This window comes from Bacillus sp. AFS029637 (assembly GCF_002584985.1).
Taxonomy (GTDB): Bacteria; Bacillota; Bacilli; order Bacillales; family Bacillaceae_G; genus Bacillus_A.
Genome location: NZ_NUPZ01000037.1, coordinates 147559 through 168802, shown reverse-complemented (window position 1 = coordinate 168802; position 21244 = coordinate 147559). Strand labels below are relative to the sequence as shown.

The following is a 21244-nucleotide window of genomic DNA, read 5'->3' as shown; positions in this document are numbered from 1 at the left end:
ACAATGATGTTAGATGGAATCTCCTCCAAAGAAAAAGCTGCCATCCTCATTCGTACATTAGATGAAGAGGTGGCAGCAAAAGTCATTGAATATATGACTGCTGAGGAAAAAGAAGTATTACTTCGTGAAATCGCGAAGTTTCGTGTATATAAACCGGAAACGTTAGAAAATGTACTAGGGGAGTTCTTATATGAACTAAATGTAAAAGAATTGAATCTAGTGACTCCGGATAAAGAATATATTCGTCGCATATTTAAAAACATGCCAGAAGACGAGCTTGAAAAATTATTGGAAGACCTTTGGTATAACAAAGATAATCCATTTGAATTCTTAAATTCACTAACAGATTTAGAACCGCTTCTTACAGTACTTAATGATGAATCACCGCAAACGATTGCGATTATTGCTTCTTATATTAAGCCACAGCTTGCTTCTCAATTAATTGAGAGATTACCAGATTATAAACGAGTAGAAACAGTAATGGGTATTGCAAAGCTAGAACAAGTAGATGGCGAATTAATTAATCAAATTAGTGAATTATTAAAGGCGAAATTAAATAATATGGCATTTAGTGCGATTAATAAAACAGATGGCTTGAAAACAATTGTGAACATTTTAAATAACGTTTCACGAGGTGTTGAAAAAACAGTCTTTCAAAAGCTGGATGAAATGGACTATGAACTATCTGAAAAGATTAAAGAAAACATGTTTGTCTTTGAAGACTTACTCGGTCTTGAAGATCTTGCGCTTCGCCGTGTGTTAGAGGAAATTACAGATAATGGTGTTATCGCAAAAGCACTTAAAATCGCAAAAGAAGAAATTAAAGAGAAACTATTTACATGTATGTCTATGAATCGTAAAGAGATGATTTTAGAAGAATTAGATGGTTTAAGACCACTTAAGATGACAGACGCTGAAAAAGCACAGCAAACGATTACAGGTACAGTGAAAAAGTTAGAGAAAGAAGGAAGAATTATCATTCAAAGAGGTGAAGATGATGTCCTTATTTAAAAACAGAATTCCGAAGAATTCTGTTTCTTTTTCTGAAGAGACGTATGAATTACAATTTCCAAAGCCAGCCTCAGTTCATATAGAGGGAGAACTACAAGTTGATCATGCAGAACTTCGTGCGCAGCAAGATGCCTTGCATATTGAAATGAATCAGCTAAGGAAAGAGCAGCAAACGTTAGAACGAGAACAACAACAGTTGATGCAAGGGAAAGAAGAATTTCAACAGCACATTCATGAACAAATGGAACAGATGGAAGCAGCGCGTATCCAGTTTCAAAAAGAACAACAAGAAATAGCGTATGAATGGACAGAATTACTATGGGATCAATCCTTTCAGTTAGCGGAAAAAATCGTGAATCAAGCGGTAGATTCGCGATTACTAGATGTTTTACCAATTTTAACTGGCATCGTTCAAACATTGCCTACTTCATTTGAAAAATTAATCATTACAGTACACCCAGAAACGTTTGAACGCATTCAAGAAGAGAAAGAAAATACGAAAGAATATTGGCTTTTACAATTAGTTGAATGGAAGTATGATTTCTCCTTGCAGTTTGGTGAATTTGTTCTGGAAGAAGAAAAGGAATTTTTCGAATTTAAATTTGCACCTATATTTGCGAAACTTCGTCAAAAATGGGAAGAAGAGAAAGTATTTGAGGAGCAAAACGTATGAGCAGGCTTTTAATGAATGAGAATGCTAAATGGAATATGTTCATTAAAACACCGCTGTATACGAAAGTTGGTAAAGTTCATAGTGTACAAGAGCAGTTTTTCGTAGCGAAAGGGCCGAAAGCGAAGATTGGAGATGTTTGCCTCGTTGGGGAACATAATGTCTTATGTGAAGTAATTGCGATTGAAAAAGAGAATAATATGTTACTCCCATTTGAACAGACGGAAAAAGTATGTTACGGAGATTCAGTTACATTAATTGCTGAAGACGTTGTTGTACCCCGTGGTAATCATTTGCTCCGAAAAGTGTTAAGCGCAAATGGTGAAGTGTTAAATGAGAACGCTGAAAATATGCCGCTCCAGAAAATAAAATTGGATGCCCCGCCTATACACGCATTTGAGCGTGAAGAAATTACCGATGTATTTGAGACGGGGATTAAATCGATAGATTCTATGTTAACGATTGGCATCGGTCAAAAAATTGGTATTTTCGCTGGATCTGGTGTTGGTAAATCTACTTTACTCGGAATGATTGCGAAAAACGCAAAAGCTGATATTAATGTTATTAGTTTAGTAGGAGAGCGTGGCAGAGAAGTAAAAGATTTTATCCGAAAAGAATTAGGCGAAGAAGGAATGAAAAAAAGCGTCGTAGTTGTAGCAACATCAGATGAAAGCCATCTCATGCAACTTCGTGCTGCCAAGCTTGCAACATCTATCGCTGAATATTTTCGCGACCAAGGCAATAACGTATTGCTCATGATGGATTCTGTTACTCGTTTTGCTGATGCACGCCGAAGTGTTGATATTGCCGTAAAAGAATTACCGATAGGTGGTAAAACGCTCTTAATGGAAAGCTATATGAAGAAATTGTTAGAACGATCGGGAAAAACACAAAAAGGATCAATAACAGGCATATATACAGTACTTGTTGATGGGGACGACTTAAATGGCCCAGTACCAGATTTAGCGCGTGGTATTTTAGATGGGCATATCGTGTTAAAGCGTGAACTTGCAACGCTTAGTCATTATCCAGCTATTTCTGTATTAGATTCAGTAAGTAGGATTATGGAAGAAATCGTATCACCGAATCATTGGCAATGTGCAAATGAAATGAGAAAAATCTTATCGATTTATAAGGAAAATGAATTGTATTTCAAATTAGGAACAATTCAAGAAAATGAAGAAAATGCTTATATTTTTGAATGTAAAAATAAAGTGGAAGGTATAAATACGTTCTTAAAACAAGGGCGAGCGGATCGTTTTCAATTTGAAGATATCGTCCAAGCGATGCATCATATTGTATAAGACCTCGTGTTTTGGGGTCTTATTTTTGTTTTTTAATATTTCACAGATTTTTTTGTGAAAAAACTATATAATAGAAAAAGAGAGCGCTATAATAGGAAGGGGCTATGAAAATAGGTGGATAAGCAGCAGTACGACACGATAAAATTGCAGATGAATCAAGAGAAAGAACATATTTTAAAAGAAGTGTACGAACTAACAGCTGAAAAAAGAAAAATAGAACAAAAAAAAGAATATGATTTGTATGTTGTGAAATCGCGAAGTAAAGTCGTACAAACTGGGCAATGTATTATGGCTGGTATGCTGTCTTCACATACATTTTCGCCTGAGAGAATAGAAGAATGGAATCGGAAAATTAAAAAAACGGAAGGTTTTATTCAAAAAAATGAAAGCCTTTTAGAAAAAATAAAAGAAAAAGAACGTGTCATTGATGAAATGTATCAAGAAGATTGTAAGAAGCTTGCGAAAGCACAAGAAAAGTTAGAAGAAAAGATGCTTCTTGATTTAAAAATGTGTATAAATAGATGAGGTGGAAGTTGTGTTACAGTTTGTATTACCGGTGCAACAAAGTTTACCTCCGCAAGAAGAGAAAAGTCTTGAAATGCAGCCGAAACGTGAAGAGTCTGCATTCGATCAAACGATGAGAAGTGAAAATAAAACAAGGCCGAAAACGGAGAAAGCAAAGCAAGAGGAAGCGCCAGAAGAAAAGAAAGAGTATCTTCTAGTACAAAAGCCGGTGAAAAAGGAAGAGCCGCTTATAAAGAAAGAAGAGAAAAAAGAAACAGAACAAATACTGTTAGCTATATCAGAGCAAATGGTTGCAATTGAACAATTACGTGTGCAGACAAAATTGTTATATCAATACATACAAAAAATACAAGAGTTATATAAAGAACACGGCAATATAAAACTTAACGAATTGCCTGCAGCTGAATTACAACAGTTACAAGAGCTTCTTTCAAATATGCGCATTACAAATGCTATCTGTTTAGAAGATACATTGCAAATGGTGTTAGATAAAGTGATGATGCCAGAGCAAACGATGCAAGTATTGAGAGTTGTAGAATCAGAATCTTGTAATATCGCAAAGAAACAAGAAGAGTCTAAAGACTTAGATGCAGATCTTCCGAAATTAGAGAGCGACGATGTAAAGATAGAGTTGCCAGAAGTTGACGCATTAAACGATTCGAGTTCCGCTGGTGTGGAGTTATTAAATAAAGTGACGAGTACGGATCAAATAGGAAAATCAAATGGCGGTGCTGAGAAAGTTGCATTACCTGATTTAGGAAAGAAAATGGAAGCGCAAGTAGAAGCATTGCAAAAATTTGTAGTGAAACAAGAACGTGTTTTATTTCAGTTAAACCCAGAGAAACTAGGGACATTAACTGTATTTATGAAAAAGCATGGAGATCAAATTGATGTTCATGTCGAAATGGAAAAACACGATGCGAAAAAACGTGTTGAAATCATATTTGATGAATTGAGACTCAAGTTAAAAGAAAAAGAAATTAATATTCAAATTAGTTATTCAGATAAAGATGAAAACCGTAAAGAACAGCGAGAACAAGAGCAAAGGCAAAAACAGAAGTTAGCAAGTCCGAAACAGGAGAATCAACAATCAAAAGAATTTGCGGGATTATTGGAGGAATAAAGCGTGCCAACAGTTGGATTAAATACAACGAGTACAAATCATACTCCGTTACAAGCAGGAGCGCAAAGAAGTAATGTCCCTGTTAACGGTGTACAATCGCCAGTAGGGCAAACAAATGGAGTATCAGCAAGTGAACAAAAAACACCTGGTGTAATGGAAAACGATGATTTTCTAAAATTGTTTTTAGCGAGTTTTCAGCACCAAGATCCATTCAATGCAATGGATATGAATCAAATGATGAATCAGACAGCGCAGTTATCTCTTATGGAACAAGTGCAAAATATGACAAAGGCAGTTGACTCTTTAAGAATGACGATGTATTCGACAGCGCTTGATGGTGGAATGAAGTTTTTAGGGAAGTACGTAAGAGGTGTTGACGGTGACGGTAACAAAGTAACTGGTCAAGTAGAGACAGTTCGCCTTGCAGAAAATAATGATGTACAGCTTGTTATTGGTGATAAAGTGGTATCCCTTCGCTTCGTTGAGAGAGTATCTGATAAACCAATTGGAGAAACGAATCCAGAAGATGTAAAGAAAGCCGATCAAAAAGGAACTGAAGAAGTAAAAACAACAAATCCATAAGGGAGTGTCCATACATTATGATTAAAGCGTTATATACAAGTATTACAGGTATGAATGCAACACAAAATGCATTAAGTGTAACTTCAAATAATATTGCTAATGCACAAACAGTTGGTTATAAAAAACAAAAAGCGATGTTTGATGATTTATTGTACAACAATTCAATCGGTGCAAAAGGCGATGAAAGATACGCAGGAACGAACCCAAAAAGTATCGGTAACGGTGTGAAAATGAGCGGAACGGTTACGGATTATAGCGATGGTACAATTACGTTAACTGGTGGTAAAACACAAGCAGCAATGGAAGGGAATGGATTCTTCCTTGTAGGTGATTCAAAAGCTGGAAATATGGAATTTACACGTAAAGGGACGTTTGCAATATCTTCAGATTACTATATTACGAATACAGAAGGTCAATATGTATTCGCCTATCCAGCTGATCCATCAACTGGTAATGTGGACTTATCTGGTATTCCGGGACCATTGCAAATTCCAATGGGATCAGCAATCGGTGGTATTCGAACGTCAAAAGGAATTGTTGGAGGGAACATTCCATCTGATGCAAAACATATTACGCAAGAATTGCCTGTATACGATGATGCTGGTAATACGTGGACAATGCGTTTGGAGTTTACACAAGATGGTGAACATAATTATAAATATACAGTGAAGATGCGTAATGACACGAAAAAAGAAACAGGGTTTAATGAAATCCAAGAAGCAGCTGGTAATGTGAAATTCAATAAGGTAGGGAAGCCAGATCCGGTAGATCCTGAAGCAGAGATTCCATTTAATGGTGGAACAGTGAAAATAGATTTTAGTAAATTAACAAACCACCCGACAGAGAAAACGATAGCGGTAACAAACGTAGATGGTAGACCAGCGGCAACTGTTAAAGATTGCTTTATTGCTGACGGTGGATATGTGATGGTGAAGTACTCTGATGGGAGTATGAAGGCTGCAGGTCAATTAGCTGTTGGGATGTTCCCGAACGAAGGTGGCTTAATGAAAACGGGTAATGGTAACTATACCGCGACGAATACAACTGGTATTTTAGCACTTGGCGTATCTGGTCAAAATGGTGCAGGAAAAGTACGTGGTGGTGCGCAAGAAGGTGCAAACGTAGATTTATCTGTAGAATTCGTTGATTTAATGCTATACCAACGTGGCTTCCAAGGAAATGCGAAAGTAATTAAAATTTCAGATGAAGTATTAAATGAAGTTGTAAACTTAATTCGATAATAAATCATAAAGAAAATTTGTAAGGAAGTAGAAAGGGTTTTTTATTCGTATGACAAGACAAGAGCGAATTTTACAATTGCCTTTTTTCGAAAATAAACGTGAACTTGCTGAGCAAGTGTTAAAAATGGAACGAGAAGAGCATGTATATTTACCAGATCAATTTGAAATTAAGCAAGTGCCGCCATATTCATTCGGTGAAAAACAAGCAATGATTGGCCGTATTCACGAATCATATTTCATAAGTGTCGGCAGTTATGGCGTTTGGAAGTATCAACTGTTTAAGGACGAGATGAAGTGCCGTGAGTTTTTTGTTACGTTATCAGGGATAACGGATCAGCAAATTGCGTTTTGGTTCAATAACATCGAGTTACTGAAAAGCTCTTAAAAGATCTTAAAAGCCCTTTTTTAGATTTTGAGAGATGGGCTAGCGGTGGTTTGGAGCGGTTAGTGCTTAAGAGAGGCTCGACTGGTGTTTAAGAACAGAGGTATGAAGAGTTACTAGGATAGTTTAAGAAGATGTAGTATGAGTGATGTCTCTGGTTCTATTGTATTAAGTTTTAGAGAAGGACATGGCGGTTAGTGCTTCTTCGTTCTTTGACGATAGGATTGATCCAAGTCTAGAAGCAGTGAATTGAAATAGGTTAAGTTAATTTAAGATAGTTGTAGTAAATAATTAGACTGAATTTCTATAAAAGGAGAGATGAGGAGGATGGCGCAGAATAAGTATCGCGTTACATTCATTTCGCCAGGTGAGATTGAGCAGCGTACTGTAATGGCAGCGAGTAGTTTGCCAGATTTAATTCGTAAAGTAGAGAGTATTATTGCAGATTCGAATGGTTATTTTGTGAATGATAAAAAAAATAATTGCTACTTTCAAGTAATTAAAGAAAATGTTACGTTTATTCAATATGAGTTATTATTTTCGGATAAGGAAATTCATATTGAAAAATTAAAACATATAGCGCCGGTAGTATTGCAACGGTTATTTGAAAAAATAAATGATCCGGAACTATATGCACTTGCTCTACTGGATGTTGATATAGCAACGAAAGAATACGTGCTAGAAGAAATGAATCCAGCGTTAAGAGTGAGAGTGGAAACGGAACTTTCGAAAAAATGGGAAGCAATGCCGACAGAAATTGTAGGAGCACAAGAAGTGTTATTAGAAGCACTTGCATCGTTTATAAATGAATGAATCGTTTGACTACCTATATTATTTATATAGGTAGTTGACTTTTCTGTTTTAATAAAGCTTAATAATCAGATATACGGAGATGACGGAAGGGGAGCGACACCATTATGTCACAAGCACAAAGTATTTTATTAGAAAGCGGAACAAATGAATTAGAGATTGTTACATATACTGTTGGTGAAAACCTATTTAGTATTAATGTAATGAAAGTACGCGAAATCATTAACCCATTCCCTGTTACAACTGTGCCAGAATCTCATCATGCAGTTGAAGGTGTTGTTCAAGTACGTGGTGAAATTTTACCAGTTATTAACTTAGCGACGGCACTCAATATAAAATCTACAAAGCCACTGGATCAAACGAAATTTATTATCTCGGAATTAAACCAAATGAAAGTGATTTTCCGTGTTGATGAAGTGCATCGCATTCAACGTATTTCATGGGAACAAATTGATGAACCAGCTTCATTATCTATGGGACTAGAAGAAACGACATCTGGTATTGTAAAACTAGATGGGAAAATCATTTTATTATTAGATTATGAAAAAATTGTTTGTGAAATTAGTAACGGTGGTTATGATAAGAAAACATTATCTGGTTTGGCGCAAAAAACAGATCGTGCTGAAAAAATTATTTATATTGCGGAAGATTCTGCAATGCTTCGTCAAATACTAGAAGAAACATTATCATCAGCTGGATATTCAAAAATGAACTTCTTCAGTAATGGTGCAGAAGCGTTAGCGCATATTGAAAAACTAGAAAAAGAGCAAGGAGAAAAAATGTTTGAACATATTCACTTGCTAATTACAGATATTGAAATGCCAAAAATGGATGGACATCATTTAACGAAAGTAATTAAAGATAGTGAAGTAATGAAACGTTTACCAGTTGTTATTTTCTCTTCATTAATTACGAATGAGCTATTCCATAAAGGTGAAGCGGTAGGGGCAAATGCGCAAGTAAGTAAGCCAGATATTCAAGAGCTAATTGGTTTAGTAGATAAGTTAGTGTTGTAAAAAAAGCGTTTTTTTAGTTGGAATAGAGGAACTAGCCGTGTGTGGAAGCGGTCAGTGCCTAATAGAGGTCCAAACGATGTGAGACCAGAGATATGAAGTAGTTCTTAGGTAAGTATAAGAAGTGAGTCTTCGAGCGAGGCTTTGCAGAACCAGTGTACACCTCTATTCTTTTAGTAGAGAGAAGGGAACTAGCCATGTGAGTTTTTGGTTAGTTCCTTTTTAGTATTTTATAGGTTACATAGGCAGGGGAATGAAACGTTTCGAGAGTGTTTGTGGCGGTATGTAGTATTGTGGATTGGTTTCATGAATAAGTAGTATGCTTTTTTATTTAAAAAGATAAGAGAATGTATCTTTGGATCATGCTAGTACGATTTCGTGGTAGCGCAAATTTTTTCGGTGAAAAGACATTCGAAATACCGTATAATATAATTAAGTAGATTATTTTTAAAATACACTTATACATATATTATTTCAAAAAATTTAGTTTTTCTATTTTTATACTTTCTATACATTTGTGTATGTTAATTATTTGACAGATAATTTCGAAATGTTATAATGTGGATATGTAAAAATTGCTATTTTCTTAAAAGACATGGGAGTCAGATGAGAATTGTGAAAGGATGAGGGGAAGTGGCACAGAGTATGTATCACCACACAGCAATCAATGTATTAAGTCTTTTACAAAACATGTCAAATAATGAAATGAACGATATGAAATTAGAAACGGAATTTAAAAAAATAGAGAAACAATTCCGAGTAAAGTATGAAGAACTAGTTGATTTATATAATAGAATGGTATTATTTCAAATAGATATAGAAAAAAGTGGCGGGATGCGCGCCTATGAAAAATCAGCAGTTACGTGGCTGAAGTCTGAACTAGAGCTACTGTATGAAGTGTATCAATTTTGTCAGCGTCACGGTTTAAACATCGCAAATATTTCAAAATACGTTAGTAAAAATGAGCTGAATATATTTCCAAAAACAGAAAGTCAATTACAAAATACGTATTATAAATTAAAAAAACAGGAAATACCGTTTGAAAACATTGAAAAACAAAAACCGGGACGAAAACGAAAATATACCCCTGCAAAAGTAATGGCTGAACCAATAATAGAGAGTCAGGAAGAAGTCGCTGTAGTTGAAGAGGATGAAAAAAGCCTCGTAACAGTTCTATCTGGTATCGTTGATAATTTTGACACGATTCGTAACAATAGTGAAAAGAAAGAACACGAACTGCACCAGTTTATGGAAGGGATATATAAGCTTTCTAGCATGGCTGCAGAGCGTTTGAAAGATGAGAAAGATGCACGTAGTATAGAAAATGAATTGCAATTGCTACAAGCAGAAAATGAGAGGTTACAACGAGAGAAAGAAGAACTTGTACAAGATGTTAAAGATATGACGTGTCATGTCATTAACTTCATTACGAGTTCCGATATCGATCAAATTCGTCAACTGCCGAAATTTGTGAAAGACTGCAAAAAAGAATTACATAAAATAGGATTATACAACGCACAAGACGGAAACATGAAAATAATGGTCGACCGCAGAGGACAAGTTGTGACGGTAACGCCATAAAGTATTGGGTACAAAATAAAAGGGAGATACATAGATTTTATGTATGTCCCTTTTGTTTTTTGTGGAATTTGATTATTTGGAAGGGTATTAAAAGTGTCGTTTATCTTCTTGTTAATTGATATATAATGGATTACCACGTATATAACTCACTAAGGATTGGCTAGCGTTTATTATTAAGTTTAAAAATCTTTTAATCTATCTATATAGAAAAAATAAACCTCTCTGCAAGCAGAGAGGTTTATTTTTGAAACTAACTCAAATGGATTATTGTAATAATTTAGAAACCATTTGTGGAGTTTGGTTCGCTTGAGAAAGCATGCTAATACCAGCTTCGTTCAAGATTTTGAACTTAGTCATTTCAGACATTTCTTTTGCCATGTCAGCGTCTTCTACTTGAGAAGCAGCAGATGCCATGCTTGATTGTTGGCTCTTAAGGTTGTTTACGTTAAAGTCTAGACGGTTTAATGTAGCACCTAGAGTTGCACGATTGTCAGCAACTTTTTTCAATGCCGCATCAATGTTTTCAATTGCATTTAATGGAGTACCGTTTGTAGCAGCTGTTTTAGCACTTTCATATGTAGCAACTAGTGCTTTCGCATCAGCATTTTTTTCCATACTAGCTTTTGCTTCTTCAAATTGTGTTTTCGCCTCAGGTGATTTAGGATTTTTTTCAAGAGCAGCTTTCGCATCAATGTAACTTTTAGCAGCTTTTGTTCCCTCAGTTTCAGTATCTGGACTGGTAATTGCACTTTTAGCATCTTCGTACGCTGTTACTAATTTTTTTGCAACAGCAGTATCTGCATTAGAAGCAATCTTCGCATCATCATATTCAGCTTTTTTAGCAGTAGTAGCAGCTAGTTTTGTTTCATATGCATCAACTAAACCTTTTGCATCATTAGTTAATTCTTTGGCTTTGGCTGCGACCTCATCAGCAGCACCTTCATATCCATCTTCACCAGGTTTAATTTGTGCGAGCGCTTCTTTTGCTTCAATATAAGCAAGTGCTTTTTGGGCATCAGTATTAGGAGATGTTGCCCCTGCTTTATCTTCAATATCAGTACGCGCAGCATCAGAAAGTACTTTAGCACTATCATAAGCATCTTTTGCTTCGATTGTTGCTTTAGCAAGTGGATTTGCAGAAGAACCAATTGTTAGCTTTTCGATACCAAGTGCTGATAGTGAAGTTGATTTTAAATCAATTCCAATTTGTTGATCAGAATCTTTAGAATCTAGAGTTTGGATTTTAATAGTTGAATCATCTTTTAGTAGGTTTTTATCATTGAATTGTGTATTGTCCGCAATATAAGTAATTTGTTTTTGTAATTCAGCAAATTCTTTTTGTAATGCAGCTTTGTTGTCGTCTGTATTCGTACCATTTGCAGATTGGTTAGCAAGGTCACGCATACGAAGTAAGATGTTAGATACTGAGTTCATTGCTGAGTCAGCTGTACGGATTAAAGAAATACCGTCTTGTGTGTTGTTGGAGGCAACACCTAATCCGCTTTCACGTGCACGCATACGAGTTGCGATTGCAAGACCTGCTGCGTCGTCAGAAGCGTTGTTGATACGTTTACCGCTTGATAAACGGTCCATTGAGTTACTCATTTTTGCTTGGTTTTGGCGCATGTACTCTTGTGTACGCATGCTATTGATATTTGTATTAATTCTCATATTTAGAACCCCCATTTTTTGATTTTGATTTTTCTGTAAATTACTAAACGGTAATATACAAAAAAAACAATTTCGGATTTATTGTAATCCTTGCTATATCAAGTGTCAACTTAAAATTTGAATTAACAAATATAAGAAAATAACAGTTTAACAATTTAGTTGTTTTTTTATTACAAAGGATTATTGCAAACTTTTAAAAAAAACTCTAATATTAGAATATCTTTGTTTACCGAAAAGGTGATATTATGGTAGTTGGAAATATAGTAAAAGAAGTGCTTGCGTATAAAAAAGGACAATTTCAGCAAAAGTTAAGTAGTCCGCAGGCGTTCGTTAGTAGTCGTTTTCAAGAGAAATTGCAGAACGATCCTGCGAAGGAGACGAAGGCTACTATTCAGCCGGAAAAAGTAGAAGATATGAGTCAGCCGGTACAATCTACGAAAATAGAAACGCTCGTTCCTAAAGGTGAGTCTAGTAAAGTGGATGAAGCAAGTAAGTCTGAAACGAAGAAAGTAGATGAAGTGCAAGTTGCGCAAAAAGAGTTTGAGCGACGCTTCCCAGAAGCAAAAAATGAGGGTGCTGATACGTGGAGATTAACCGATAAATATAATATTCAGAAAATACGTTCTTCAAATGAAGGGAAGTATGAGGATATTATTGATCGCGTTAGTCGTACATACGGAATTCCGAAAACGTTAATTCAAAAAATGATTGAAGTAGAGTCTAATTTTAATCCGAAAACGGTGTCACCTGCAGGGGCGATGGGGCTTATGCAACTTATGCCAGCGAATGTGAAGGAGATGGGTGTGAAGAATCCATTTTCACCAGCTGAAAGTATTGAAGGCGGCGTGAAAGAGTTAAGCGGTTATTTAAAGAAATATAATGGTGATCTTGTTCTTGCGCTTGCGTCTTATAATGCTGGTCCAGGTAATGTGAGAAAGTACGGAGGCGTACCGCCATTTAAAGAAACGCAAGGATATATTAAAAAAATATTGAATATCGACGTTTCAAAATAAGGAACTTCATTATATATAGAATAGAAATTTTTTGTGAACAAGATATGGGAGTTGGCTAGATTTGAAATTACAAGATGATATTCCGTTAACAATTTATTTTGAAATCGGAAATACGAAAAAGAAAATTGAGGATCTGCTTCATATTACGAAGGGTACATTGTATCGTCTTGAAAATTCAACGAAAAATACGGTGCGTATTATGCTTGAGAATGAAGAGATTGGAACCGGAAAGATTTTGACAAAAAACGGGAAGATGTATGTTGAAATCGTTGAGTTGAAAAGGTAGGGAAGGGGATTTTCATGAGTGGCGATAAATTAAGCCAAGAACAAATTGATGCCCTGCTGAAGGCGGTGAATGAAGGCGAGGAAATGCCAGCTTTCGCACAAGGAGCAGGGAAGCAAGATAAATTTCAAGAGTATGATTTTAATAGGCCAGAGAAGTTCGGTGTTGAGCATTTACGTAGTTTGCAAGCGATTGCTTCTACGTTTGGTAAACAGACGTCACAAGCGCTTTCGGCTCGTATGCGTATTCCCATTGAACTAGAGCCTTCGACCGTTGAGCAAGTTCCATTTACGAGTGAATATGTGGAGAAAATGCCGAAAGATTATTATTTATATTGCGTTATTGATCTTGGACTTCCAGAGCTTGGAGAAATTGTTGTTGAGATTGATTTAGCATTTGTCATTTATATTCATGAGTGTTGGCTTGGCGGAGATAGTAAGCGTCCGTTTACGATGCGAAGACCACTTACTGCATTTGAATTTTTAACACTTGATAATATATTCGCTCTTATTTGTAAAAATTTAGAACAATCATTTGAGCGTGTTATTGCGATTAAGCCGACATTTGTAACGACAGAAACGGATCCAAATGCACTTAAGATTACGACAGCGAGCGATATTATTTCATTGCTGAACGTAAATATGAAAACGGATTTTTGGAATACGACGGTTCGTATCGGGATTCCGTTTTTATCTGTCGAAGAAATAATGGATAAGTTAACGTCTGAAAATATTGTCGAACATTCTTCGGATAAGCGTAAAAAGTATACATCTGAAGTAGAAGTGAAAGTAAACCAACTGTATAAACCTGTTCACGTTGCGATTGGTGAGCAGAAGATGACAATGGGTGAGATTGAGCAAATTGAAGAAGGTGACATTATTCCGCTTCATACGAAAGTTTCGGATCAATTACTTGGTTATGTCGATGGAAAGCATAAATTTAATTGTTTTATTGGGAAAGATGGAACGCGTAAGGCGCTTCTATTTAAAAGTTTTGTAGAGTAGGAGGATCTATATGAAGCATGAAGTATCTCCTGTGTCGTTAATGGGGTTAGAAGAATTTGCAAGGAAGCGAAATGAAGTAGGTAAAGCACATATTGATACTGTTTCAGATATTTCGATTGATTTAGGTGTAAAGCTTGGGAAGGCATCTATTACACTTGGTGACGTGAAGCAATTAAAAGTTGGCGATGTTCTTGAAGTAGAGAAAAACTTAGGACATAAAGTAGATGTGTATTTAAGTAATGTGAAAGTCGGCATTGGTGAAGCAATTGTAATGGATGAGAAGTTTGGCATTATTATTTCTGAAATTGAAGCTGACAAGAAGCAAGCTGCGCTTATGAAAGCGCAAAGTCAAATGAAAGATAAAGAGTAGAGGAGGAGTCATATGTCGTATATGACGACCTTATTTCAAGTCGTTTTACTGTTTGGTGCGCTCGGCTATGGTGCATATTATATGACGAAAAAGACGCGTAAACAGCAGTTTTTTAAGCAAGGAGAAAATGGCCATATTCAAGTGAAGGACGGCGTGTATTTAAATCATCAAACGAGCGCCTTTTTGTTTGAAGTGGACGGAAAGCAAGTATTCACTGTTATTAGTAATAACGGTGTACAATCTGTGCAATTAACAGGAACAGGAAATCAGTTTCAACAAGCGCTAGAAGATGCGGTGAAGAGTGAAACGAAAAAAGTAGAGGATCCATCATGAGAATAAAGAAACAGTTATCGTTATGTACCGTTATTTTCTTATTTTCTATTATTTTTTCATTTGTTTTTGTAAATCCAGCGTATGCAGCCCCGAACGGTTTTATTAATTTTGAAAATGGAAAAGAGTTTACGAGTAATTCAAGTGTACAGTTATTTGCACTTGTTACCCTTTTATCATTATCTTCTTCTATCGTTCTATTATTTACACATTTTACTTATTTTATGATCGTTCTTGGCATCACACGTCAAGGTCTTGGGGTAATGAATTTACCGCCGAACCAAGTACTTGTTGGACTTGCTTTATTTTTATCACTTTTTACAATGCAGCCTGTACTTGGGCAACTGAAGAGTGATGTGTGGGATCCAATGACGAAAGAGAAAATAACAGTAAGTCAAGCCGCGGAGACGACAGCTCCTATTATGAAGGATTATATGTCGAAGCATACGTATAAGCATGATTTAAAAATGATGCTGAAAGTGCGCGGAGAAGAGTTGCCGAAAGATTTGAAAGACCTTTCCTTATTTACGCTCGTACCATCCTTTACGTTAACGCAAATTCAAAAAGGATTATTAACGGGGATGTTCATTTATTTAGCGTTTGTATTTATAGATTTAATTATTAGTACACTTTTAATGTACCTTGGGATGATGATGGTACCGCCGATGATTTTAAGTTTACCGTTTAAAATACTCGTTTTCGTATATTTAGGTGGGTATACAAAAATCGTCGACATTATGTTTAAAACGGTCGCCTGAAGCGTTTGATGCTATGTGATAGGAGCCATATGAATGAATACGTCACCAATTATAGATATTTTTCAAACCTTTTTTTATAAAGGGGTAATGATTTTAATGCCGGTTGCCGGCGTTAGTATGATCGTCGTTATTATTATCGCTGTCATTATGGCGATGATGCAAATTCAAGAGCAAACGCTGACGTTTTTACCGAAAATGGCGAGTATCGTACTCGTTATTATCATTTTAGGTCCGTGGATGTTTCAAGAGTTAACGATGCTCATTTTAGATTTATTTGATAAAATTCCATCGCTATTGCGTTCGTACTAAGATAGGTGAACCGAAATGAATATGGAATTATGGGCGGCGACGTTTTTTGCGTTTTGCCGCATTACTTCATTTTTATATTTTTTACCGTTTTTCGCAGGTCGATCGATTCCAGCAATGGCAAAGGTTACATTTTGGCTTGGTCTTTCGATTGCAGTTGCGGATCAAGTGGATGTCTCTCATATAAAGACAGTTTGGGATGTAGCCGCTTATGCAGGAACGCAAATTGTAATTGGAGTATCTCTTGCCAAAATTGTAGAAATGCTGTGGAACATTCCAAAAATGGCCGGGCATATTTTAGACTTTGATATCGGTTTATCACAAGCAAGTTTGTTTGATGTGAATGCAGGATCGCAGTCTACTTTACTATCAACCATTTTTGATATATTTTTTCTTATTATTTTTATTTCACTTGGCGGCATTAATTATTTCGTTGCCACGATTTTAAAGTCGTTTCAATATACAGAGGCGATTTCAAAATTGCTGACGACTAGTTTTTTAGATAGTCTACTCGCAACGTTATTATTTGCAATTACATCAGCGGTTGAAATTGCTCTTCCGCTTATGGGAAGTTTATTTATCATTAACTTTGTTCTTATATTAATCGCAAAAAACGCCCCGCAATTAAACGTTTTTATGAATGCGTATGTCATTAAAATTACGTGTGGTATTTTGTTTATTGCGATGAGTGTACCAATGCTCGGTTATGTGTTTAAAAATATGACAGATGTATTACTTGAGGAATATACGAAACTATTTGACTTTTTCTTAACGAAGTAGGGGGACGCGCATGGCAAAGGATAATAAAACTGAAAAGGCCACCCCGCAGAAGCGTAAAAAATCGCGTGAAGAAGGGAATATTGCCCGGAGTAAAGATTTAAATAATTTATTTTCCATTCTCGTATTAGCAGTTGTCGTTTATTTTTTTGGAGATTGGTTAGGGTTTGAAATTGCGAATTCCGTAGCGGTGCTATTTGATCAAATTGGAAAAAATACAGATTCGACTGAGTATTTTTATTTAATGGGAATATTACTACTGAAAGTATCAGCTCCCATATTAATACTCGTATACGCTTTTCATTTATTCAATTATATGATTCAAGTCGGTTTCTTATTTTCTTCTAAAGTCATTAAGCCGAAAGCATCACGTATTAATCCGAAAAACTATTTTACGAGACTACTTAGTCGTAAAAGTTTAGTAGATATTTTGAAATCATTGTTTTATATGGGATTAATCGGTTACGTTTCGTACGTTCTCTTTAAAAAGAATTTAGAGACAATTGTAAGTATGATTGGTTTTAACTGGACGGCGTCACTTACTGAAATTATTAGACAAATTAAATTTATCTTTTTAGCTATTTTAATTATTTTAATCGTCCTTTCTATCATTGATTTTATTTATCAAAAATGGGAGTACGAACAAGATATTAAGATGAAAAAAGAAGAAGTGAAAAGGGAGCATAAAGATAATGAAGGGGACCCGCAAGTAAAAGGGAAACGAAAAAACTTTATGCACGCCATATTGCAAGGGACAATTGCGAAGAAGATGGATGGCGCAACGTTTATTGTAAACAACCCGACGCACATTTCGGTCGTACTTCGTTACAATAAACAAGTTGATGCAGCGCCAATTGTCGTAGCAAAAGGGGAAGATGAACTCGCTTTATACATACGAACGCTTGCCCGTGAACAAGAAATACCAATGGTGGAAAATCGCCCGCTCGCTCGCTCTTTATATTATCAAGTCGAGGAAGATGAGGCGATTCCAGAAGATTTATACGTAGCTGTAATTGAAGTTATGCGCTATTTAATTCAAACGAACGAACTTGAAGTGTAATAGCGCGTTTGGAGGAGATCTCTTTGTTTAAGATAGATTCGGCAAGAACCTATTTTTCTATCTTTTTAGCAGCGTCATTCGTTGTGGCGCTCTTAATTCCACTTCCACCCTTTATACTTGATATCATTATCGTTTTTCTACTAAGTATGTCAGTACTTATTTATATGCGAGCGACAAGTATTAACGAGTGGGATGAATTAAAGTCATTTCCGACGATGTTGTTATTAATCGGGATTTTCCGCGTATCGATTAACGTTTCGACGACGCGAGCGATTTTGACAGACGGAAATGCTGGTCATGTTATTGAAGAGTTCGGTCAGTTCGTAATTGGCGGAAACTTATTAATTGGTATCGTTATTTTTACAGTATTAATCATATTCCAGTTTATCGTTGCAAACGGTGCATCTCGTACAGCGGAAGTAGCGGCTCGTTTTACACTTGATTCTTTACCAGGGAAACAAATGTCGATCGATGCTGATTTAAACCAACGCATTATTACAGAGAAAGATGCACAGGCAAAACGAAAAAAATTAAATATGGAAACAGAGTTTTACGGAGCGATGGATGGTGCCGGGAAGTTTATTAAAGGGGACGTTATTTTCGGGATTGTCATTTTATTCGTAAACATCATTTTCGGCTTAATTGTCGGAATGATGCAGCAAGGAATGAGCTTTGGTGAAGCAGCTCTTCATTATACACAGTTAACTGTCGGTGACGGAATTGTAAACCAAATCGGTTCGTTAATGCTTGCGATTTCAACAGGTATTATCGTAACACGTGTATTTGACGGTTCGCCTGATACAGTAACAGAAGGTATTTTTAAAGAGTTATTAGCACATGAAGTCGTTGTCTATGCGCTCGGTGGTTTATTTATCGCAATGGGTATCTTTACACCACTACCATTTCTACCATTTGCACTCGTTGGAGGCACAATTATTTTCTTAGGAGTTCGCAATAAACTGCGAATAAAGAAAGAAAAAGAAGACGAGCTGCAAAAAGAATTAGAAATGATTCAAGGTGATGAAGAACAACTACAACAAGTAGAAGATTCATTCGGAGTATTTACAGATAAATATCCAATTATCGTAGAACTCGGTTTAGATTTAGCGGCACTTGTAAAGCAGAAAATTAACGGAGAAACAGCTCGTGATAAAGTTGTTCTAATGAGGAAGTCGATTATTACCGATCTTGGTATTAATGTTCCTGGCATTAACTTTAAAGATAATACGAGTTTCAGGCCACGCGGACGTTACATCATTCGCATTAAAGGTGCGAAGGCGGCTGAAGGGGTTTTAAAATCAGGTTATTTATTAGCGCTGAAAACACCGAACGTAATGGCTGATTTAGATGCGGAACCAGCGAAAGATCCGATTTTCGGTGAAGATGGATATTGGATTTTGGAGCATATGGTACAAGATGCACAAATGAAAGGCTATCAAGTGTTAGAGCCACTTAGCATATTAATTACACATTTAGATGTTGTCGTTAGACGTAACCTGCATGAGTTAATTCAGCGTCAGCATGTGAAAGACTTAATTAATTCGCTTGAAAATGATAATGGCGTTTTATTGGAAGAGATTAAGAAGAAAGAAATCGATTTATCACTCATTCAAAATGTTATTAAACAACTATTAAAAGAAGGAATTTCCATCCGAGATTTACCAACCATTATCGAAGGTATTATTGACGGAAAAGAAATTTATCAAAACCATGTTGACGGTGTAACATCATTCGTTCGTGAGTGTATTTCAAAAGTTATTTGTGAACATGCGAAAAATCCTGACGGAAAAATATATGCGGCGCTCTTCTCGGATTCAATCGAGTTAGATGCGGATGTTGTGAACAATTCCTACCAAGGTTATTTATTAAACTGGGATTTAGATTTAGAAACGCGTGTCGTTGAGCAAGTACAACGCTTCTTTAAACAAGCTCGTTTAATGGGAAGAGAACCCGTGTTATTAACGCGTAGAAAAGATTTCAGATTTGCGATTGTAAGACTTCTTGAGCGTTATCAAATAGAAGCACAAGTACTTTGTATTAGTGAATTAGCACCAGAAATTGTTGTAGATCAAATTGCCTATATTGAATAGTAGGGGGTGAAGTAATGGAAAGTACAGAAAAGAAAGAAGCGTTAATGCGAATAAAAGCAGCTTCAAAAAATGAATTGTATCGAAAGTTATTTGACCAATATGGTACAGATTATTATTACGTTGTCGATGAAAGTGTAAAACGAAATATCCCGTTTTTTTGGAAAAAGAATTATGAAATGTTAGTTGCTTTTCCAGAGGATAAACAGGAAGAAGTGAATGAGAGTACAGCTCACTTTCATGAACAATTAATGGATGTTGTAGGTGACCCTGCAGAAGAAATTGTGAAGGCGGATGGAATTCAATCTGTACTGCACAATTTAGAAAACGTGACGACTTCTATGTCATATGCGGCGATGCAAATAGGAAATAGTGAAGAGTGGGCAAGAAAGAAAGAGAAGCTCTTAAAGCTGTTTGAAAAAGGAATCGTCGTTGTGAAACAGACGGAAGAAACGAGAGTAACGAAAAAGCAATATGTTGAGAAAAAAATCGTTTCTGCTAAAAAAGAAGAAGTTGTAAAAAAAGAAACACAACAATCTGTACCGTTTATTATTCAAAAAGTAGTTCGAATGTTAGAACAAAATGATGTAGAACAATATTTCATTCATGCATATGCTGAAAAATTAAAAGTGAAGTTTGAGAAGGCAACGATGATTACAGAAGAAGAGGTGATCGGATATATATTGGAAGATATGAAATCTCATTTCAATACCGAGAACGTCTTTGAAAAAGAGGTACAAACAATTGCTTTAATCGGCCCGACTGGCGTTGGGAAAACGACGACACTGGCGAAAATGGCATGGCAGTTTCATGGAAAGAAAAAAACAGTTGGTTTTATTACAACAGACCATTCGCGTATTGGAACAGTGCAGCAACTACAAGATTACGTAAAGACAATCGGATCAGAAGTAATCGCTGTGCGTGATGAAGATGCAATGACAAGAGCACTTACGTATTTTAAAGAAGAAGCGCGCGTCGATTATATATTAATTGATACAGCTGGAAAAAATTATCGTACGTCAGAAACAGTGGAAGAAATGATTGAAACGATGGAACAAGTAGAACCAGATTACATTTGTTTAACGTTATCAGCCTCTATGAAAAGTAAAGATATGATTGAAATCATTACGAACTTTAAAGATATTCATATAGATGGAATTGTGTTTACGAAATTTGATGAAACAGCTAGTAGTGGCGAATTGCTGAAAATTCCAGCAGTATCATCAGCTCCCATTGTACTAATGACAGACGGACAAGACGTGAAGCAACATATCCATATCGCTACAGCTGAACATTTAGCAAAACAAATGTTACAAACATCGTAGAAAAGAGGTGAAGAATAA

Annotated in this window: 23 protein-coding genes; 22 read left to right on the top strand and 1 reads right to left on the bottom strand. The window is 35.9% G+C overall.

Annotated features, from left to right (window positions below; all coding sequences use genetic code 11):
* Nucleotides 1-6 precede the first annotated feature (6 nt).
* The 11 genes from COE49_RS20045 to COE49_RS19995 all read left to right on the top strand — a co-directional run bounded on the left by COE49_RS20045 (nt 7) and on the right by COE49_RS19995 (nt 10242).
* Nucleotides 7-1011 carry a flagellar motor switch protein FliG gene (locus COE49_RS20045; protein WP_088231124.1) on the top strand — a complete coding sequence of 335 codons (1005 nt, stop codon included), beginning with the start codon at nt 7-9 and terminating at the stop codon, nt 1009-1011.
* Entirely contained in the window at nt 998-1684 is a 687-nt protein-coding gene (locus COE49_RS20040; protein WP_088231125.1) for a FliH/SctL family protein, read from the top strand. The genes COE49_RS20045 and COE49_RS20040 overlap by 14 nt, the downstream gene beginning before the upstream one ends.
* Nucleotides 1681-2985 carry a flagellar protein export ATPase FliI gene (locus COE49_RS20035; RefSeq protein ID WP_088231126.1) on the top strand — a complete coding sequence of 435 codons (1305 nt, stop codon included), beginning with the start codon at nt 1681-1683 and terminating at the stop codon, nt 2983-2985. Before COE49_RS20040 ends, COE49_RS20035 begins: the two co-directional genes overlap by 4 nt.
* A 114-nt stretch (nt 2986-3099) precedes the next feature.
* A complete protein-coding gene (locus COE49_RS20030) occupies nt 3100-3510 on the top strand; it encodes a cytoplasmic protein (RefSeq protein ID WP_088231127.1) in 411 nt (136 codons plus the stop codon).
* Between the two features lie 10 nt (nt 3511-3520).
* Nucleotides 3521-4633: a flagellar hook-length control protein FliK gene (locus tag COE49_RS20025; RefSeq protein ID WP_141524757.1), complete on the top strand. Its 1113-nt coding sequence runs from the start codon at nt 3521-3523 to the stop codon at nt 4631-4633.
* Between the two features lie 3 nt (nt 4634-4636).
* Complete coding sequence (locus tag COE49_RS20020; RefSeq protein ID WP_098946031.1) at nt 4637-5215, top strand: flagellar hook assembly protein FlgD; 579 nt, start codon at nt 4637-4639, stop codon at nt 5213-5215.
* A 17-nt stretch (nt 5216-5232) separates the two neighbouring features.
* A complete protein-coding gene (locus COE49_RS20015) occupies nt 5233-6456 on the top strand; it encodes a flagellar hook protein FlgE (RefSeq protein WP_088231129.1) in 1224 nt (407 codons plus the stop codon).
* A gap of 49 nt (nt 6457-6505) precedes the next feature.
* Complete coding sequence (locus COE49_RS20010) at nt 6506-6841, top strand: DUF3964 family protein (RefSeq protein ID WP_088231130.1); 336 nt, start codon at nt 6506-6508, stop codon at nt 6839-6841.
* A 324-nt stretch (nt 6842-7165) separates the two neighbouring features.
* Nucleotides 7166-7651 (top strand): LysR family transcriptional regulator, encoded by a 486-nt coding sequence (locus COE49_RS20005; RefSeq protein ID WP_088231131.1) that lies wholly within the window; start codon nt 7166-7168, stop codon nt 7649-7651.
* A 104-nt stretch (nt 7652-7755) separates the two neighbouring features.
* Nucleotides 7756-8664, top strand: coding sequence for a chemotaxis protein (locus COE49_RS20000; RefSeq protein WP_088231132.1), 909 nt, complete (start codon nt 7756-7758; stop codon nt 8662-8664).
* 642 nt (nt 8665-9306) lie between these two features.
* Complete coding sequence (locus COE49_RS19995) at nt 9307-10242, top strand: DNA-binding domain-containing protein (protein ID WP_098252655.1); 936 nt, start codon at nt 9307-9309, stop codon at nt 10240-10242.
* Between the two features lie 264 nt (nt 10243-10506).
* Here the strand turns inward: COE49_RS19995 and COE49_RS19990 are convergent, their stop codons facing one another.
* Nucleotides 10507-11913: a flagellin N-terminal helical domain-containing protein gene (locus COE49_RS19990; protein ID WP_088231134.1), complete on the bottom strand. Its 1407-nt coding sequence runs from the start codon at nt 11911-11913 to the stop codon at nt 10507-10509.
* Between the two features lie 245 nt (nt 11914-12158).
* Between COE49_RS19990 and COE49_RS19985 the strand changes: the two genes are divergently transcribed.
* The 11 genes from COE49_RS19985 (at nt 12159) to flhF (ending at nt 21226) form a co-directional block, all read left to right on the top strand.
* A complete protein-coding gene (locus COE49_RS19985; RefSeq protein ID WP_088231135.1) occupies nt 12159-12926 on the top strand; it encodes a lytic transglycosylase domain-containing protein in 768 nt (255 codons plus the stop codon).
* A 61-nt stretch (nt 12927-12987) separates the two neighbouring features.
* Nucleotides 12988-13212 (top strand): flagellar motor switch protein FliN, encoded by a 225-nt coding sequence (locus tag COE49_RS19980; protein WP_000775710.1) that lies wholly within the window; start codon nt 12988-12990, stop codon nt 13210-13212.
* 14 nt (nt 13213-13226) lie between these two features.
* Nucleotides 13227-14213, top strand: a complete 987-nt coding sequence (gene fliM / locus COE49_RS19975) for a flagellar motor switch protein FliM (protein WP_098357234.1) — start codon at nt 13227-13229, stop codon at nt 14211-14213.
* A gap of 10 nt (nt 14214-14223) precedes the next feature.
* Nucleotides 14224-14583 carry a flagellar motor switch protein FliN gene (locus COE49_RS19970; RefSeq protein ID WP_098357235.1) on the top strand — a complete coding sequence of 120 codons (360 nt, stop codon included), beginning with the start codon at nt 14224-14226 and terminating at the stop codon, nt 14581-14583.
* Nucleotides 14584-14595: 12 nt separating this feature from the next.
* Nucleotides 14596-14916 carry a hypothetical protein gene (locus COE49_RS19965; protein WP_000121176.1) on the top strand — a complete coding sequence of 107 codons (321 nt, stop codon included), beginning with the start codon at nt 14596-14598 and terminating at the stop codon, nt 14914-14916.
* Nucleotides 14913-15671, top strand: a complete 759-nt coding sequence (locus tag COE49_RS19960) for a flagellar type III secretion system pore protein FliP (protein WP_088231138.1) — start codon at nt 14913-14915, stop codon at nt 15669-15671. The genes COE49_RS19965 and COE49_RS19960 overlap by 4 nt, the downstream gene beginning before the upstream one ends.
* Before the next feature lie 33 nt (nt 15672-15704).
* Entirely contained in the window at nt 15705-15980 is a 276-nt protein-coding gene (locus COE49_RS19955) for a flagellar biosynthetic protein FliQ (protein WP_001098082.1), read from the top strand.
* A gap of 15 nt (nt 15981-15995) precedes the next feature.
* Nucleotides 15996-16757: a flagellar biosynthetic protein FliR gene (locus tag COE49_RS19950; RefSeq protein ID WP_088231139.1), complete on the top strand. Its 762-nt coding sequence runs from the start codon at nt 15996-15998 to the stop codon at nt 16755-16757.
* Between the two features lie 10 nt (nt 16758-16767).
* Nucleotides 16768-17814, top strand: coding sequence for a flagellar type III secretion system protein FlhB (flhB, locus tag COE49_RS19945; protein WP_088231140.1), 1047 nt, complete (start codon nt 16768-16770; stop codon nt 17812-17814).
* A gap of 23 nt (nt 17815-17837) precedes the next feature.
* Nucleotides 17838-19904: a flagellar biosynthesis protein FlhA gene (flhA, locus tag COE49_RS19940; protein ID WP_098946030.1), complete on the top strand. Its 2067-nt coding sequence runs from the start codon at nt 17838-17840 to the stop codon at nt 19902-19904.
* A gap of 14 nt (nt 19905-19918) precedes the next feature.
* Nucleotides 19919-21226, top strand: coding sequence for a flagellar biosynthesis GTPase FlhF (gene flhF, locus COE49_RS19935; RefSeq protein ID WP_088231142.1), 1308 nt, complete (start codon nt 19919-19921; stop codon nt 21224-21226).
* Nucleotides 21227-21244 lie beyond the last annotated feature (18 nt).

What these genes read in the sequence shown, in the direction of transcription:
- flhB (WP_088231140.1), top strand. Translation starts at nt 16,768, where the DNA reads ATGGCAAAGGATAATAAAACTGAAAAGGCCACCCCGCAGAAGCGTAAA.
- COE49_RS19985 (WP_088231135.1), top strand. Translation starts at nt 12,159, where the DNA reads ATGGTAGTTGGAAATATAGTAAAAGAAGTGCTTGCGTATAAAAAAGGA.
- COE49_RS19955 (WP_001098082.1), top strand. Translation starts at nt 15,705, where the DNA reads ATGAATACGTCACCAATTATAGATATTTTTCAAACCTTTTTTTATAAA.
- COE49_RS19995 (WP_098252655.1), top strand. Translation starts at nt 9,307, where the DNA reads ATGTATCACCACACAGCAATCAATGTATTAAGTCTTTTACAAAACATG.
- COE49_RS20040 (WP_088231125.1), top strand. Translation starts at nt 998, where the DNA reads ATGTCCTTATTTAAAAACAGAATTCCGAAGAATTCTGTTTCTTTTTCT.
- COE49_RS19950 (WP_088231139.1), top strand. Translation starts at nt 15,996, where the DNA reads ATGAATATGGAATTATGGGCGGCGACGTTTTTTGCGTTTTGCCGCATT.
- COE49_RS20010 (WP_088231130.1), top strand. Translation starts at nt 6,506, where the DNA reads ATGACAAGACAAGAGCGAATTTTACAATTGCCTTTTTTCGAAAATAAA.
- COE49_RS20005 (WP_088231131.1), top strand. Translation starts at nt 7,166, where the DNA reads ATGGCGCAGAATAAGTATCGCGTTACATTCATTTCGCCAGGTGAGATT.
- COE49_RS19965 (WP_000121176.1), top strand. Translation starts at nt 14,596, where the DNA reads ATGTCGTATATGACGACCTTATTTCAAGTCGTTTTACTGTTTGGTGCG.
- COE49_RS19960 (WP_088231138.1), top strand. Translation starts at nt 14,913, where the DNA reads ATGAGAATAAAGAAACAGTTATCGTTATGTACCGTTATTTTCTTATTT.
- COE49_RS20045 (WP_088231124.1), top strand. Translation starts at nt 7, where the DNA reads ATGTTAGATGGAATCTCCTCCAAAGAAAAAGCTGCCATCCTCATTCGT.
- COE49_RS20035 (WP_088231126.1), top strand. Translation starts at nt 1,681, where the DNA reads ATGAGCAGGCTTTTAATGAATGAGAATGCTAAATGGAATATGTTCATT.
- COE49_RS19990 (WP_088231134.1), bottom strand. Translation starts at nt 11,913, where the DNA reads ATGAGAATTAATACAAATATCAATAGCATGCGTACACAAGAGTACATG.
- COE49_RS20015 (WP_088231129.1), top strand. Translation starts at nt 5,233, where the DNA reads ATGATTAAAGCGTTATATACAAGTATTACAGGTATGAATGCAACACAA.
- fliM (WP_098357234.1), top strand. Translation starts at nt 13,227, where the DNA reads ATGAGTGGCGATAAATTAAGCCAAGAACAAATTGATGCCCTGCTGAAG.
- flhF (WP_088231142.1), top strand. Translation starts at nt 19,919, where the DNA reads ATGGAAAGTACAGAAAAGAAAGAAGCGTTAATGCGAATAAAAGCAGCT.
- COE49_RS20000 (WP_088231132.1), top strand. Translation starts at nt 7,756, where the DNA reads ATGTCACAAGCACAAAGTATTTTATTAGAAAGCGGAACAAATGAATTA.
- COE49_RS19970 (WP_098357235.1), top strand. Translation starts at nt 14,224, where the DNA reads ATGAAGCATGAAGTATCTCCTGTGTCGTTAATGGGGTTAGAAGAATTT.